Here is a 15,913-nt window from a genome sequence, read left to right as displayed (position 1 = left end):
TTATCCCGCAGGAGCAATGTCGAAACCGGCGATATCTCCGGTTTAGCGGGCGTCTACACTCCGAATAAGACCGGTTGGGCATTTGCCGTCAATCGCATCGGCGGCGAGGATCAACGCGGAGAGATCGGAGTAGTCTCCATCACCTTCGCTCGCGCGCACGCCGACATCGGAAACCGCTTTCGCCGGAAGGTTCGACGTTCCTCCGCCCAGCCCGATCGTCAATCCGGTTACAACCGTCGTCTCACCCACTTTGCGGCGTTGCAGGCGCACACGATCACCGGCACCCGACCCGAAGACGCGATCAAAAACCTGCCGGACCTCCTGCTCCTTTACGTGCCCTCCCAGACGCTCGACGAAAAGACCGCGAACCGCCGAGCCGTTCAGAACATTCAGATACTGCATCTGCGTCTTGAAATAGGCGTCCGCTGTCGGCGAATGGCAGCGGCCGCTGCGCACCCATTGGTGGCGATCGAGGCCGGACTGGACGCCGGGCATCGCGGAAGCAAGCGTCACTCTCGCATCCGCCTCAAGCTCCGGTCGCGGCAAATCCAGCCATTTCCTCTTTCGGTCCTGCGCTTTGACGGTGGCATCGACCCCGCAGTAGGATTTGCCGACCGGCCATAGCCCGTGAAGCGTAAAATGCGTGGCATCGAAACTGCCCGGTTTTTGCGCCTTGCATTCTGCGCGCTCGGGCCGGGTCACGCAGAAGCCCGGCAGCCAGCTTACGGCGAAGACAACCGTCGTCCGGCCTTTTTCACTTTGCCTCGCGGCAGTCTGAGCACCGTCGGCGTGGGCCGTGAAAGCCATCAGAGAGACAACAAGAAAGCATGCAACCTGTCTGATCATCATGATCATGGCTCACCTCCCACAACGAGAACAAAACATGATCATTAACCAACAAAAACGGGAATATTACAACCCCAAATTATCATGGTGCGATTTTTTCTGAGGTAATGCGCAACCATCAACAAGAGGCCATTGCTTTCGCCCAGCAAATCTCCTTGAGTGCGTGACAAAGACCGCGAGACGCGACTGCGCTGCGGCACCGGACGACGGGAGGCATGATGTTTCAAGAGGTAAGGGCGCTGCAAAGCCCAACGGGCGCAACGCTTGCCTGGCGATACCAGCCTGCATCCGCACCCGAACGCGGAATACTTCTGATCAGCCATGGACTTGCGGAGCATTCCGCGCGCTACAACCGCTTCGCCAAGGTGATGGGACTGCAGGGTTTCCACGTCTATGCGCACGATCATCGCGGTCATGGCGCGACGCAAAGCGCGGATGCTCCCTTCGGTCGCTACGCGCTGGCTGATGGACCGCAAAAGGTGGTCGACGACATCACGGCCATCTGCAAACTGGCCAGAACGGAACACCCCGACCTGCCTGTCATTCTTTTCGGCCATTCCATGGGCGGCCTGATCGCGCTCAATGCTGCCGAGGAGCATCCGGATTTTTACGACGGGCTGGCGGTGTGGAATTCCAATTTCAATCCGGGCCTTGCCGGTCGTGCCGCCCTTCTCATCCTAGCCGCGGAGCGCATGCTGAAGGGGTCGGACGTTCCAAGCACGATCCTGCCACACCTGACATTCGGCGCATGGGGGAAATCCATTGACGGGCACAAGACCCCCTTCGACTGGCTCTCGCGAGACGAAAAGGAAGTGGCCGCCTATATAGCCGATCCGCTCTGCGGGTTCGATGCCAGCGTCTCGCTGTGGATCGATCTGTTCAAAATGACATTTGCCGGAGCAAGCGGCGAGCGGCTGCGCCGCCTGCGGACCGGCCTGCCAATCCATCTTGTCGGTGGTGGACAGGACCCTGCAACGGACCGGGGTCGCGCGATCACATGGCTGGCGAAGCGCCTTGAGCGCCAAGGTTTTTTAAATGTGACGACGCAAATCTATCCCGAAATGCGACACGAGACGCTCAACGAAAAAGGCAGGGAAGGTCCCGTCCGGGATTTCGCCGCCTGGTGCGTCGCCCTCACCGACGCACGACGCAAGGCACAGGCATGACATACCAGAAAGCAGTGGGTATCGCCGGCAAGGACGACGTGTCCCTCGGCCTGACGCTGATGGTGATCGCGGTTCTGATTTCGCCGCTGATCGACATCTTCGCAAAACTGGCGATCACGACCATCCCTTCAGGCGAGATCACCGCAGTCCGCTTCGCCCTGCAGGTGCTGTTCATTCTGCCGGTGGTCATCGCGCGCGGCACGCTGTTCGATCTCACATGGAGGAAAACCGGTTTGCATGCCTTGCGCGGCGCGCTTCTGGTCGCCACCATGCTGTCCTTCATCACCACCCTGAAGGCGATGGAGGTGGCGGATGCCATCGCCATCTTCTTCGTCGAGCCGATCATCCTTACCATTCTCGGCAGCATCTTCCTCAAGGAAACCATCGGCTGGCGGCGCTATACCGCCTGCGGCGTCGGCTTCTTCGGGGCCATGCTCGTCATCCAGCCGAGCATGCAGGAGGTGGGTCTGATCGCGCTCCTGCCGGTGGTATCCGCCTTCACGCTCGCTGTCTTCCTGCTGGTGACGCGGCTTGTGGCGCAGAACGAGGACCCATGGTCGATGCAGTTCCATGCCGGCGTCTGGGGGGCATTGTTCTGCGCGGTGATGCTCTATTTCGGCGATGGAACGGGATCGGCGATCTTCGATCCGGTCATGCCGGATACGAAAGCCATGCTCTATCTGTTGGGCGTCGGTGTCACCGCGACGATCTCGGGCGTACTGGGCGTCTATGCCTATCGCGCCGCGCCGGCTTCGGTTCTGGCGCCGCTGCAATATCTCGAAATCGTCTCGGCGACCATCTTCGGCTGGCTGGTGTTCGATCACCTGCCGGACGCGCTGAAATGGCTCGGCATCGCCATCATCATCGGTTCCGGGCTCTACATCATCTGGCGTGAGCGCCGGGTCAACAAGACTGCCGGCACCGCGCCGGTCTCGCCGGCTATCTAGCCGCCGGTCGCATGCTTTGGGAGGAGCAGACCATGAAAACCGGAGGACAACTGATCGTCGAGACGCTGCAGGCAAACGGCGTGAAGCGCATTGCCTGCGTTCCCGGCGAAAGCTATCTCGCCGTCCTCGATGCGCTGTATGACAGCGGCATCGAAACGCTCGTCTGCCGGCAGGAAGGCGGCGCTGCGATGATGGCGGATGCCTGGGGCCGGCTGACGGGAGAGCCCGGCATCTGCATGGTAACCCGCGGTCCCGGCGCCATGAATGCTTCCGCCGGGCTGCACATCTCGCGGCAGGATTCCATCCCCGTCATTCTCTTCGTCGGGCAGGTGCAGAGCGATGCTCGCGAGCGCGAAGCGTTTCAGGAGGTGGAATATCGCCGCGCCTTGACCGAAGTCGCCAAATGGGTGGGCGAGATCGATGATGCCGCGCGCATTCCGGAATTCGTGACCCGCGCCTTTGCGGTTGCCACCTCCGGTCGCCCCGGTCCAGTCGTTCTGTCGCTGCCGGAGGATATGCTGACCAAGGCAGTAGACGCCGTGGCCGCCCGAGCCGCCGTGCCGGTGGAAAGCCATCCCGGCCCCGGCCAGATTGCCCGCATGGAAGCGCTGCTCGCCCAGGCGGAACGCCCGATCGCGATCCTTGGCGGCACGCGCTGGAACGCAGAGGCCGTCAGCGCATTCCAAAGCTTCGCCGAACGCTGGCACCTGCCCGTCGGCTGCTCGTTCCGCAGGCAGATGCTGTTTGATCATCTGCATCCGAATTACGCCGGCGATGTCGGCATCGGCATCAATCCGGCGCTGGCAAAGGAGATTAGGGAAGCCGATCTGGTCCTCTTGATCGGCGGGCGCATGTCGGAGATGCCGTCGTCGGGCTATACGCTGCTCGACGTGCCCTATCCCAAACAGACGCTGGTCCATGTCCACCCCGATCCGGGCGAACTGGGCCGTGTCTATCGCCCCGATCTGGCAATTGCTGCGTCACCGAGCGATTTCGTCGCTGCCCTTTCGGCGTCAGTTCCGACACGATCACCCGCATGGGGCGATCGCACCAGGCGGATGCACGGTGCCTATCTCGAATGGTCGACCCCGCCGCAGACGGGACCCGGCGCCGTGCAGATGGGGCCGATCATGGAGTGGATCGAGGCCAATGTGCCTGATGATGCGATTTTCACCAATGGCGCCGGCAACTACGCGACCTGGGTGCACCGGTTTCACCGTTTCCGCCGCTTCGCCACGCAGGCCGCGCCGACATCCGGCTCCATGGGCTATGGCCTGCCCGCCGCCGTCGCCGCAAAGACGCTGTTTCGGGAGCGAGAAGTCGTTTGTTTCGCGGGCGATGGCTGCTTTCTGATGCACGGACAGGAATTTGCGACGGCCGTGCGCTACAGGCTGCCGATCATCACGCTCATCATCAACAATGGCATCTACGGCACGATCCGCATGCATCAGGAGCGGGAATATCCGGGCCGGGTCAGCGCCACCGATCTCACCAACCCGGATTTTGCGGCGCTCGCCATCGCCTATGGCGGACATGGTGAGATTGTTGAAAAGACCGCGGATTTTGCCGGTGCGTTTGAACGGGCTCGGGCCAGCGGCAAACCATCGATTGTCGAGATCAGGCTCGATCCCGAAGCCATCACGCCGACGCGCACATTAAGCCAGATTCGCGCGGGCTGAATATTTCCATACGCAACGGCGCGCGTGTGATGCGCGCCGTTTTCGTGTTGCAAAAAGCCGGAAACTCAGTTCCGGATATGCTGCGTCTGCTGATAGACCGCCGTCGAGCGGGCACCGGAACGGCAATAGCCGAGCATCGGGCGCTCGAAGGCATCGAGCGCATCATTCATCTGGTGAACGGCATCTGCCGTTACGCCTGCCGGTCCGACGGGGATGTGCGCTATGTCAAGGCCGAGTTCCTCGGCGCGCGCTGCAATGGCGGCGAATTCCGGCTGATCCGGGCTTTCATGATCGGGCCGGTGGCAGACGATGGATTTGAAGCCCATATCCTTGATCGCATCGAGATCTTCGACGGAGATCTGTCCGGTAACCGAGTATTCGTCGTTGATCTGGCGGATATCCATGGCGGGGCCCTTTCTCGGAAAATGTCGGCTCTGGTGTAAGACCGAGTGAAGCGGGCGTCAATCGGTCGCCAAGCTCAGGCAACGCGAAAGGCAAGCTCGTAGGTGATGCTTTCCGTTGGGTGAAGCAGCGGCATTTCGCCGGCCGCGGCAAGCGCGGGCCGTTTGGCGATGCGATGGGACACTGGCTCGATGCTCACGACATTTGCGTCACCGCGTTCGCAGCGCCACATCTGGAGAAACGGCAGGGTTGCAGTGGCAAACCTGACATGCAGGGACCGATCGGAGAGCGCGTGAAACGGGCCAAGCGTTATCTCGCTCCAGCCATCCACCCCCGCCGCCGGCACGCAAAAATGGGCGCTTTCCCCTTCTCCTAACCGCCAGGGACGCGCCTGGCCGGCGAAAGCATCGGCAATGATTTCGGTTTCCGCGCCCATAAGCCAACCACCCAGATTGATGTGATACATCATCATCGGCGCAAAGGCGTCATCGCCGATATTCGTCACGCGGTCTTGAAGATGCACCGCGCCAAGGGCCGTATTCACCCGCCAGTGCCGCTCAAGCCGCGCCCGTCCGCCCCCGGCAAGATCGCACTCGATGATCGCCCTGCAGCCCGGTGCCTGCTCCGGTCCCGCTATTTCCGATTCGAGAACCGGCGTCCCGGCAAGCGATCCGTGCAGAGGATACAGCCCGCCTCCACCATCGAGCGTTTCCGGGTGGCGGATATGATCTGGCCCGCAGGTAAAGAGAAAGCCTTTCAGAGCGTGATCGATACGCGGATCGCCATCTGACGGGATCGCTTCGCCCGGGGAAAGGTCGAAGCCATCGACCACGAAGGCTGCTATATCTAGGGCCGATTGCCGATCGAGAAGGATATGGAAATTTCCTTCACTCCCCTGCCCTGCGATGCGGATCGGCATTCTGATCGTTCCCTCCGGTTTGAAACCAAATGCGGCCGACAAACGTTTGATATCTGTGCCTTATGGCTGCCGCACAGTTGCCTTGAAAGAGCCAAGCTAACGAATTACGTCGCGATTAACGAGATGTTCATGATGAATTCAGATTTTTCACATTACCGTCCCATTTGATTTCTTCGCTCCGAGACCAACCGGAAGACAGCAGGTTTGCAAGTGACGCCCCGTTTCAGGACCATGATCGCCCTTGTTGCAGCCGTAAGTGCCTTCGGCATCAGCGCTGGAATATCCACGGCCCAGGATTTCGGCCAACTGCCGCCGGATGCCGTGCTCGTCACCCCGCAAGGTGAAATCCTCGATTACATCCCCGAATCGGGAGAGGTCGCGATCATGCGCGATCGGCGCGGGCGCACGGTGCTGGTCGACAACTGGGGCAACGTCGTCGCGACCGTCATGGGCTCCGGCCGCCCGCGGAGCCGGGCGATCGACGGCTTTGGCCGGCAGGAAGCGAATCGCTCCTATGACAATCAGGGTTACGGCTCTTCGGTTCGCCGTTATGGCGACACCGTTTACAACGCCGCTCCGGACTATCGCGACCCCGCCTTCCGCGAACCCGGCGACGTGACAGGATCGATCCCGGATTATAACGACAATCTCCAGGGCGTCGATCGAGAACCGCTGCCTGATTCTCAGACCGCTTCCCTGCCGGATGAAAACGACAGTGCAGCCTTGCCGGCTTTGCAAGACAGCCCGCGTGGTCCGTCGCTTGCGCCGGCTGCTGCGATTGGCAAGAAGTCGAGCGCGGAAATCACCGCGCTTCAGCTTTTCCTGGATCGCGAAGGCTTTTCACCGGGCGTCATCGACGGCAAAAAGGGCTCGAACGTCACCAAGGCGATCGAGGCCTGGCAACAGGCGACGGGCGAAACGCTCGATCCGAACAACACCGAAGACATTCTTGAGCGGCTGCGGCTGAACGGCGGTCTGCCGATCAAGTCCTATACGATCACGGCGGCCGACGCTGCCGGTCCCTATGTCGCCTCCATTCCCGAAGACTATGCTCATAAGGCAGCACTTCCCCACCTGTCCTTCACCTCCACGGCCGAGATGCTGGGCGAGAAATTCCATATGGACGAGGCCTATCTGCGCGAGTTGAACCCCGGCGTCGATTTCACTGTGCCCGGCACGATCATCAAGGTCATCGCGCCCGGTGAGAAGAAGACCGGCAAGGTCACCCGCATCCTGGCCGACAAGGGCCGCAAGCAGCTTTTCGCCTATGATGAGGCAGGCACGCTGATCGCCGCCTATCCCGCCTCCATCGGTTCTTCGGACACGCCCTCGCCGTCCGGTACCGTGCAGGTCGATCGTATCGCGCTCGATCCGGGCTATACCTACAACCCGAAAATCAATTTCCAGCAGGGCGCCAACGACAAGGTCCTTTCCATTCCGCCGGGTCCGAATGGTCCGGTCGGCACGGTCTGGATTGCGCTTTCGAAGCCGACCTACGGTATTCACGGAACGCCGGAACCGTCCAAGATCGGCAAGACCCAGAGCCACGGGTGTATCCGGCTGACCAACTGGGATGCGACCGAGCTTGCCAAGATGGTGAGCGTGGGAACGACGGTCGAGTTCGTCGACTGATTTCGCGGTTTCGACCCTTCATCCTAATCTTCTCCCGCTTTCTGGGGGAAGGTGGCCAACAGACCGGATAAGGGGCCAACGTCGCCAATCCCCTTCATGACTTCATGAGATGTTGTCATGAAACAAGCGCCCCGCATTGTTCTATCGTCAGGGAAGCTCAACTCCCGGACTGACAAGGACCACCGATGGCCGAACGCGCTCTTCCCAACCTCTGGCACGCGACGGCGCCCCCTCCACCGCAGACGACAAGGCTTTCCGACGACATCGCCGTCGATGTCGCTATCATCGGCGGCGGCTTTACAGGACTGTCGGCCGCGCTGCACCTCGCGGAACAAGGCGTCAAGGCCGTCGTCATCGAAGCTCGGATGATCGGCTTCGGCGGTTCCGGCCGCAATGTCGGCCTTGTCAATGCCGGCATTTGGACGAAGCCGGACGACCTGATCGCAACACTGGGCAAGGAGAGCGGAGAGCGGCTGCTGACCGAACTCGGCGACGGCCCTTCCCTCGTCTATTCGCTGATCGAGAAGCATGGCATGGAATGCGAGGCCGTTCGCAACGGCACGCTGCATATGGCCGTCGGCGCCGAAGGCGTGACGGAGGTGCAGGAGCGTCAATCGCAGTGGAAGAAATTCGGAGCGCCCGTCGAGGTTCTGGATGCGGAAACCGCGCGTAAGCTGACCGGCGCGACCGGCTTTTCCGGCGCCCTGCTTGATCGCCGCGCCGGCACGATCCAGCCGCTCGCCTATGCCCGTGGCCTTGCCGAGGCCGCACTGGCAGCAGGCGCCCGCATTTTCACCGATACGCCACTGGAAGGCGCCGAGCGCAGGGGTGAGCTCTGGAAGCTCGCCACGCCCGGCGGCAGCATCACCGCAAAGCATGTGATTCTCGCCACGAACGCCTACGGCGCAACCGTGAGCAAGACGCCTTGGAAAGCCCATACGGAAGAGCTCACCATTCTCCCATACTTCCAGTTCGCAACCAATCCGCTGCCGGACAATGTTGCGACGACGATTTTGCCGGAGCGGCAGGGCTGCTGGGACACGGGCCTCGTCATGACCTCATTCCGCACCGACAGGCAGAACCGCTTGATCTTCGGCAGCATCGGCCGCCTTGATGCCATCGCCGAGGGCACACACCGCGCCTTTGCCGAGCGTTCCGTGCGCAAACTCTTTCCCCAGATCGGCGATTTTAATTTCGAATACTGGTGGGATGGCCGCATCGGCATGACCACCAACAACCTGCCTCAGACACATCAGGTTGCGCCGAACGTGTTTTCCGTCAGCGGTTACAATGGCCGGGGGATTGCTCCGGGCACTGTCTTCGGCCGTGCTCTGGCGCAGCGCGTACTGGGGGACGAGACCGCTATTCCGATCGCCGACACGCCGGTAGTGCCCGACCTGTGGCGCACGCCGAAGTCCGCCTTCTACCATGTCGGCGCCCAGGCAAAGCACTTCGTCGATCATCGATTTTAAACGCAAAAATCCCCGCCAAATATTTGGCGGGGATTTTTGCTGGAGCGTAATTCTATCAGGCCGCACGGCGGGCCGAGGTCACGGTACGCAGCGGCACTAGACGACGGACTTCGTCGCCAAAAGCACGGGCATTGTCACGGGCCTTGTCGAGATTGCTGACGCGCTCCGGATCCATGGTCTGGAGCGTGCCCCCACAGTCGAAGATGTCGCGGAAGGCGGCGCGTTCGACAATCGGCGTATCAAGCACGCGAACGCTGCGCTGGGCGAGCAGGTTCTTGACCACCTGCAGCGCGCGGGTGGTGACGAGCGAATTGACGCGGGTCAGGACGACCGAATGGGCGATGCTGATGCCGGCCTTTTCCTTGAGATAGCCGAGCAGTTCGAGAACCTGCGCGCCGCCCTTGGCATCCATCGCACAGCCCTGGATCGGGATCATGACGTGATCGGACATGCCGATCGCCGTCGCCATCAGGGTGTTGCGGGCACCGGCGAGATCAATGACGAAATAGTCGGTGTTGGCGCGGTTTTCGTTGATGTGGGTCTGGATGTTGGCCATGCTCACATAGGAGATGACCTGAACATTCGGCACCGACACGGAAATTTCGTGCCAAGTGGTGATCCAGTGCTGCGGATCGCAGTCGAGGATGGTGACACGCGCCCCCGTGCGTGCAAGCTCCTGCGCCAGGATCAAGGCTGCGGTCGTCTTGCCCGCGCCGCCCTTGGTATTCGCAAATGTAATGACTGGCATGGTAGTCCCCGTCTGAGTGATAGCCCGAGCCCCGGCATGGCTCCCGTCAAGCGCCCGTTTCCATCGCGCTTCGGTTACTCAAACCTTTCAGAACGTGGTTAACAAAAGCTAAAGACGCTCCTCCCGAGAATTAACCATTTCGCGCACTTGCAAGTGGGAAGACTCATCGGAATCAGCGTGAATCGCGGCTTTTGCCGTTTCTCTGCGGCGTTATTCCATTACGGGAATTATGAAAGAACCGTGATGGCTGCCGGCTCGTGAGGATCTCGGGCTGTGGCTGGAAGTCGCGCTGCCGCGGCGGCTGGCACCGTCTTGAAGCAAAGCCTCGCGAAGGGCGCGAGCGAGGAAATGGCCCCCGAGCGCGCAAGCCGCGTCGCCACGTCATAACCGAACAGCTGCATGTTTATCACAGCCTTGCGCAACGGCTCGCCGCGGCTTGCCGGCATGTCGTAAAGCGAGCCGCCACACTCGAACATATCCCTGTAGGGGCTGCGTTCGACGATGGGCGTGTCCAGAAGATCGAGATCGCGTGCCGCAAGCATGACCTTGACGCTGCGCATGGCCCGCGTGGTCACCAAAGGATTGACCCGCGTGAGCAACACGACATGATCGATGCGGCCACGCGCGGTCTGTTCGACACGGCGAACAAGATCCAGCACATGGGTCGCACCCTGCGCATCCATCATGCAACCCTGCACGGGAACAATCACGAGATCCGAGAGACCGGCGGCCAGCGCTACCAGCGCATCACTGGCACTTGAGAGGTCGATGATGACATGACCATTCACCGGACGAAGGTCACGCAGTTTTCCCGCCAGATTAACGAAGGTGATGCCCGTGGCGATGGTTATGTTTTCAACCGTACCGGTTAGTTTAAGCCAGTTGGCAGCATAGGTGAAGGTATCGCAATCGAGGACCACAACCGGCTCACCCCGATGGGCAAACTCCATCGCCAGTAGCAATGCCACGGTCGTCTTGCCCGCTCCGCCTTTGGCGTTTGCGATGGAAATGACTGCCATACGACCTTCCTAACGGGCGCCGCGGGTGTTCGGATATGCCGCCGCGCCTGCCCTTTTACATAGCGCACCATGAGGCTTGCAAAGGATGATTAACGAAAACCGAACAAAAGGAAATCGTTACCCGACAAAAGATAATTTGATGACATTTTCATAACAAGTCACCCGCAAGAATTAATAGCCGGCGAAGCTTTCCCACAGCTGAATTGGGAGCGGGAAACGAAAAAGGCCGGCATCGAGCCGGCCTTCAGGGTCAAGAGAATGATGTCAGATTGATTCGCGGAAAAGTTGCCTGGCGGCTTCCAGCGTCAGTTCCACCGGATTGCCGCCAGCCGTCGGATCAACGATGGCCATCTCGGACATCTCGTCGATACGATCCGTCCCGACGCCGAGCGTGGAAAGCTTGTCGGGAACGCCAAGTTCTTCGCGCAGCTTCAGGACGTATTCGTAGAAGCCGTCGAAGCCGCCGGAAATGCCGAGATAGGCGGCAGCCGCGGCGATCTTGCCTTCGATGGCCGGGCGGTTGAAGCGAAGCACCGGCGGCATAACCACCGCATTGGTCATGCCGTGATGGGTGTTGTAGATCGCGCCGACCGGGTGGGAGAGCGAGTGGATCGCACCCAGCCCCTTCTGGAAGGCGACCGCGCCCATGGCGGCAGCCGACATCATGTTGGCGCGGGCCTCAATGTCCGTGCCGTCCTGATAGGCGCGCGGCAGGTATTCCTTGACGAGACGCATGCCTTCGAGCGCGATGCCCGCCGACATCGGGTGATAGAAGGGCGAGGAATAGGCTTCCAGGCAATGGGCAAACGCATCCATGCCTGTGCCCGCGGTGATGACCTTCGGCATGCCGACCGTCAGTTCCGGGTCGCAGATGGTGACGGCCGGCAGAAACTTCGGGTGGAAGATGACCTTTTTCGTGTGGGTCTCGGAATTGGTGATGACCGAGGCGCGGCCGACTTCCGATCCGGTGCCGGCCGTGGTCGGCACGGCGATGATAGGGGCGATGCCCTCGACGCTGGCGCGTGTCCACCAGTCGCCGATATCCTCGAAATCCCAGACAGGCCGGGTCTGGCCGGCCATGAAGGCGACCGCCTTGCCGAGATCGAGGCCTGAGCCACCGCCGAAGGCGACAACGCCGTCATGACCGCCATCCTTGAAAGCCTTGACGCCGGCGTCGAGGTTCTTGTCGTTCGGGTTCGGATCGACCTCGGCGAAGATGGCGCGGCCGAGACCGGTGGCTTCGAGAACATCGAGCGCCTTTTGCGTGATCGGCATAGGCGCAAGGCCTCGGTCGGTGATCAAGAGCGGCTTCTTCATGCCGACAGCCTTGCAGTGATCGGCAAGTTCCGAAATGCGCCCTGCCCCGAACTTGATGGCGGTCGGGTAGCTCCAGTTGGCGGTGATGGTCATGCTGTGACTTTCTTCAGGTGATAGGATTTCGGGCGGGTAAGGTTCTGGAAGCCGATGACCGACAGCGAGCCGCCGCGGCCGGTTTCCTTGACGCCGGTCCAGCACAGCGCCGGATCGAGATAATCGGCGCGGTTCATGAAGACGGTGCCCGTCTCGATCTCGGAGCCAATGCGCGCGGCACGTTCGGCATCCTTGGTCCAGAGCGATGCGGTGAGGCCGTATTTGCTGTCGTTCATCAGCGAGAGCGCTTCTTCATCGCTCTTCACCTTCATGATGCCGACAGCCGGACCAAAGGTTTCCTCGCGCATGAATTCCATCGAGTGATCGACATTGACGAGGATTTGCGGGGCGACATAGGCGCCGCCATCATCGGCCGGGAAGAGTTTCGGGTCGACCAGCGCTTTGGCGCCCTTGGCAACGGCATCAGCGATCTGCGCGCGCACGGTCGCGGCAAAGCGCTTGTGCGCCATCGGGCCGAGCGACGTTTCCTTGTCGAGCGGATTGCCGAGCTTGTAGTTGGACACCCAGGCGACGGACTTCTCGACGAAATCGTCGTAGAGGCTTTCATGCACGTAGATGCGCTCGATGCCACAGCAGCATTGGCCGGAGTTGAAGGTCGCGCCGTCCATCAGCGTATCGACGGCGGCGTCGAGATCGGCGTCTTCCATCACATAGCCCGGGTCCTTGCCGCCAAGCTCAAGGCCGAGCGGCGTAAACGTGCCGGCAGCAGCACGCTCGATCGAGCGCCCGCCTTCGACCGAACCGGTAAAGTTGACGAAATCGAAGCTCTTTTCCGCGATCAGCGCCGAGGTGGTGCCGTGGTCGAGGAAGACGTTCTGGAATACGTCTTCCGGCACGCCAGCTTCGTTGAAGGCGCGCACCATGCGCTCGCCGACGAGGATCGTCTGGCTGGCATGCTTGATGATGACGGTGTTGCCAGCCATCAGCGCCGGCGCGACCGTGTTGATCGCGGTCATATAGGGATAGTTCCACGGCGCGATGACGAAGACGACGCCATGAGCTTCGCGCTCGATGCGGCGCTCGAAAGCATTGCTCTCTTCAATGACCAGAGGCGCCAGCGCATCGGCAGCAATCGTTGCCACATAGTTGGAGCGTTCGTTGAAGCCGCGGAACTCGCCACCGTAACGCACAGGCCGACCCATCTGCCATGCCAGTTCCGGCACGACCTCGTCGACCATTTCATTCAGGCGCGCAACGCCCTTCAAAACGAGTTGGACACGCTCTTCGAGCGGCCGCTTGACCCAGCTCTTCTGCGCCTTTTTAGCGCGCGCGACCACATCGCGGGCAGCCTCCAACAGCAAGGCCGGACGCTCGGCATAAACCGAGCCGTCAATGGGGGAAATACATTGGATCATTGTCATTCCGTTCTCCTTCGGCTGCAGGCCGAGCCTAGCACGCCAGTACCTTCACATGCCCCGCCGCGCCATAGGCCAGAATGGCGCGGTCACGGGTAATAATCGTCAAATCATGTTCGCGGGCGGTCGCGATGAGGATGCGGTCGGCAGGATCGGCATGCAGCGGCTGCGGCAGGAACGAGGAAGCGACGAGGATTTCGGGTGTAGCCCCGATGACCGACGCAGACATTTTTCTCGCCGCCTCCTCAAACCAGCGGAACGGTGGATGTGTAATATTCATTCGCCCTTTGCTGACCAGAAGCCCTATTTCCCACGCGGAAAAAGCCGAAACGAAAACGACATCAGGCGGAATTTCCCGCAGCAAGGTCGCCGCATCAGCGGATATCGGCTCGTCATGGGCCACATAGATGAGGGTACAGGTATCCAGTAGATACCGTTCAATCTTCATCGTAAATCTTCGCCCACTCAGGATCAGCCGGCTCGGTCAAGTCGACACCTGGCGCAATCGTAACCGTACCCTTCATACAGCCACGTACTCGATCCAGCCAATTATCGGCTTTGCTGCCATCGCTTTCGGCGCGTTTATCCGACCCAGCCTCATCATCTCTCTTCAGCGGCTCCTGTCCCCTTTCCGCAAAACCCAAGATGTCACCGCGGCGACGAGCGGCGACCTCGGTCATCGGCACACCCAGATAGGCTGCGATGCCGTCCTGCTCTTCCGCCGTCATCTTCCGCTCGCCTCGCAACATGCGTGAAACAGCGCTTGGGTCCAAGCCCAACGCCCGCGCCATGCCGCGAAGCGAACGACCGTCCTTTTCCAACTGTTGATAGAACCACGCACTGTCAATCATGAGGCACCTCCTGATTGTTGTGATTTTATCATCACGTTGTCCTCACATCAACAACCGGAGATTACGCCCGTTCGAACCCGCGCGCCACCTCCCAGTCCGTCACCCGGCGATCGTATTCTTCCTGCTCCCACTGACCTGCGCGCGTATAATGATCGATCACGTCATCACCGAAAGCATCCCGCAGCATCTTCGAGTTTGTCATGAAGCCCGTTGCATCGCGCAAGGTCTTCGGGATCTCGCGCACGCCGCTGCCACCGTAGGCATCGCCAACAAACGCAGGCTCGAGTTCGAGCTTGCCCTCAATGCCGGCGATACCCGCCGCGATCAGGGCCGCCATAGCGAGATAGGGGTTGAGATCGGAGCCGCCGACGCGGCATTCGATACGGATCGCCTTGCCGCCTTCGCCGCAAAGACGGTAACCGGCCGTGCGATTATCCTTGCTCCACACGGCCTTTGTCGGCGCGAAGGTGCCGGCCATGTAGCGCTTGTAGGAGTTTATATAGGGCGCGAGGAAATAAGTGATTTCGCTGGCGTGGGTTAGCAGGCCGGCGACGTATTGGCGCATCATCTCCGACATGCCGTATTTGGCGTCCTTGTCGTAGAAATGCGAGGTCTTGCCATCAAGGCTCCAAAGCGACTGATGGATGTGCGAGGACGAGCCCGCCGCAGCGTAGTGCCACTTCGCGAGGAAGGTGATGGCCTTGCCGCGCGCCCAGGCGATTTCCTTGCAGCCGTTCTTGATGATGACATGGCGGTCGGCCATGGTCAGCGCGTCGGCGTAGCGAACATTGATCTCTTCCTGACCGGCAGAAGCCTCGCCCTTGGAATTCTCGACCGGAATGCCGGCACCTTGCAGGCCCTTGCGGATCGCCCGCATCACGTCTTCTTCCTTGGTGGTCTGGAAGATGTGGTAATCTTCGTTATAGCCGCTGACGAGACGCAGGTCGCGGTAACCGCTTTCGCGGGCATCGTCATAGCTCTGATCGAAGAGGAAAAATTCCAGTTCACTCGCCATATAGGCCTTGAGACCCATGGCTTCGAGCCGCTTCACCTGGCGTTTCAGGATGGTGCGAGGCGAATGCGGCACTTCTTCGTGGGTGTGGTGGTCAAGCACGTCGCAGAGCACCAGCGCCGTGCCTTCGAGCCAGGGAATGCGGCGCAGGGTCGAAAGGTCCGGCTTCATCGTATAATCGCCGTAGCCGGCTTCCCAGCTCGTCGACTTATAGCCGGAGACGGTGTCCATCTCCATGTCGGTCGCCAGCAGGTAATTGCAGCTGTGTGTCTCTTCATAGGCGCTCTCAACGAAATATTCGGCTTGAAAACGCTTGCCCATAAGGCGGCCTTGCATATCGACCTGGCAGGCCAGAACCGTATCGATGCGGCCTTCGGCAACATCCTTCTTCAACTCGTCGAACGAATAGGTGACGCTCATGGATCTCGATCCCG

At 60.7% G+C, this 15,913-nt stretch carries 15 protein-coding genes; 5 read left to right on the top strand and 10 right to left on the bottom strand.

The window, feature by feature from the left end; all coding sequences use genetic code 11:
- Nucleotides 1-42: 42 nt before the first annotated feature.
- Nucleotides 43-855, bottom strand: coding sequence for a ribonuclease T2 family protein (locus tag BLX89_RS17200; RefSeq protein ID WP_143523663.1), 813 nt, complete (start codon nt 853-855; stop codon nt 43-45).
- A gap of 209 nt (nt 856-1,064) precedes the next feature.
- Between BLX89_RS17200 and BLX89_RS17195 the strand changes: the two genes are divergently transcribed.
- From BLX89_RS17195 to BLX89_RS17185, 3 genes are read left to right on the top strand one after another with little or no spacing between them, the layout of a single operon-like run.
- Nucleotides 1,065-2,012 (top strand): alpha/beta hydrolase, encoded by a 948-nt coding sequence (locus BLX89_RS17195; protein ID WP_075292183.1) that lies wholly within the window; start codon nt 1,065-1,067, stop codon nt 2,010-2,012.
- The gene (locus tag BLX89_RS17190; protein WP_075292182.1) at nt 2,009-2,959 is read left to right on the top strand and encodes a DMT family transporter; all 951 of its coding nucleotides are present in this window, start codon (nt 2,009-2,011) and stop codon (nt 2,957-2,959) included. Before BLX89_RS17195 ends, BLX89_RS17190 begins: the two co-directional genes overlap by 4 nt.
- Nucleotides 2,960-2,991: 32 nt before the next feature.
- Nucleotides 2,992-4,638: a thiamine pyrophosphate-binding protein gene (locus BLX89_RS17185; RefSeq protein WP_075292181.1), complete on the top strand. Its 1,647-nt coding sequence runs from the start codon at nt 2,992-2,994 to the stop codon at nt 4,636-4,638.
- A 65-nt stretch (nt 4,639-4,703) separates the two neighbouring features.
- Here BLX89_RS17185 and BLX89_RS17180 read toward each other — a convergent pair whose 3' ends face one another.
- Nucleotides 4,704-5,042, bottom strand: a complete 339-nt coding sequence (locus BLX89_RS17180; RefSeq protein ID WP_075292180.1) for a protein tyrosine phosphatase family protein — start codon at nt 5,040-5,042, stop codon at nt 4,704-4,706.
- 74 nt (nt 5,043-5,116) lie between these two features.
- Nucleotides 5,117-5,959 (bottom strand): DUF4432 family protein, encoded by an 843-nt coding sequence (locus BLX89_RS17175; protein WP_075292179.1) that lies wholly within the window; start codon nt 5,957-5,959, stop codon nt 5,117-5,119.
- Nucleotides 5,960-6,190: 231 nt separating this feature from the next.
- Between BLX89_RS17175 and BLX89_RS17170 the strand changes: the two genes are divergently transcribed.
- Nucleotides 6,191-7,591, top strand: coding sequence for a L,D-transpeptidase family protein (locus BLX89_RS17170; protein ID WP_083637607.1), 1,401 nt, complete (start codon nt 6,191-6,193; stop codon nt 7,589-7,591).
- A gap of 185 nt (nt 7,592-7,776) precedes the next feature.
- Complete coding sequence (locus BLX89_RS17165) at nt 7,777-9,063, top strand: NAD(P)/FAD-dependent oxidoreductase (protein WP_075292178.1); 1,287 nt, start codon at nt 7,777-7,779, stop codon at nt 9,061-9,063.
- A gap of 55 nt (nt 9,064-9,118) precedes the next feature.
- Here BLX89_RS17165 and BLX89_RS17160 read toward each other — a convergent pair whose 3' ends face one another.
- From BLX89_RS17160 to BLX89_RS17130, 7 genes are all read right to left on the bottom strand, one after another.
- Nucleotides 9,119-9,811, bottom strand: coding sequence for a ParA family protein (locus BLX89_RS17160; protein WP_075292177.1), 693 nt, complete (start codon nt 9,809-9,811; stop codon nt 9,119-9,121).
- Between the two features lie 227 nt (nt 9,812-10,038).
- Nucleotides 10,039-10,830: a ParA family protein gene (locus BLX89_RS17155; RefSeq protein WP_075292176.1), complete on the bottom strand. Its 792-nt coding sequence runs from the start codon at nt 10,828-10,830 to the stop codon at nt 10,039-10,041.
- A gap of 264 nt (nt 10,831-11,094) precedes the next feature.
- Nucleotides 11,095-12,240 (bottom strand): iron-containing alcohol dehydrogenase, encoded by a 1,146-nt coding sequence (locus BLX89_RS17150; RefSeq protein WP_075292175.1) that lies wholly within the window; start codon nt 12,238-12,240, stop codon nt 11,095-11,097.
- The gene (locus tag BLX89_RS17145; protein ID WP_075292174.1) at nt 12,237-13,622 is read right to left on the bottom strand and encodes an aldehyde dehydrogenase family protein; all 1,386 of its coding nucleotides are present in this window, start codon (nt 13,620-13,622) and stop codon (nt 12,237-12,239) included. Before BLX89_RS17145 ends, BLX89_RS17150 begins: the two co-directional genes overlap by 4 nt.
- A gap of 28 nt (nt 13,623-13,650) precedes the next feature.
- On the bottom strand, nt 13,651-14,064 hold the full coding sequence (locus BLX89_RS17140) for a type II toxin-antitoxin system VapC family toxin (RefSeq protein WP_075292173.1): 414 nt from the start codon (nt 14,062-14,064) through the stop codon (nt 13,651-13,653).
- Nucleotides 14,054-14,467 (bottom strand): helix-turn-helix domain-containing protein, encoded by a 414-nt coding sequence (locus BLX89_RS17135; RefSeq protein ID WP_075292172.1) that lies wholly within the window; start codon nt 14,465-14,467, stop codon nt 14,054-14,056. Before BLX89_RS17135 ends, BLX89_RS17140 begins: the two co-directional genes overlap by 11 nt.
- 61 nt (nt 14,468-14,528) lie before the next feature.
- Nucleotides 14,529-15,899, bottom strand: coding sequence for a glutamine synthetase family protein (locus BLX89_RS17130; RefSeq protein ID WP_075292171.1), 1,371 nt, complete (start codon nt 15,897-15,899; stop codon nt 14,529-14,531).
- Nucleotides 15,900-15,913 lie beyond the last annotated feature (14 nt).

Source organism: Pararhizobium arenae (assembly GCF_001931685.1).
Classification (GTDB): domain Bacteria; phylum Pseudomonadota; class Alphaproteobacteria; order Rhizobiales; family Rhizobiaceae; genus Pararhizobium; species Pararhizobium arenae.
The sequence above is the reverse complement of the archived record's forward strand: the minus strand, read 5'-3'. Positions and strand labels throughout refer to the sequence as shown.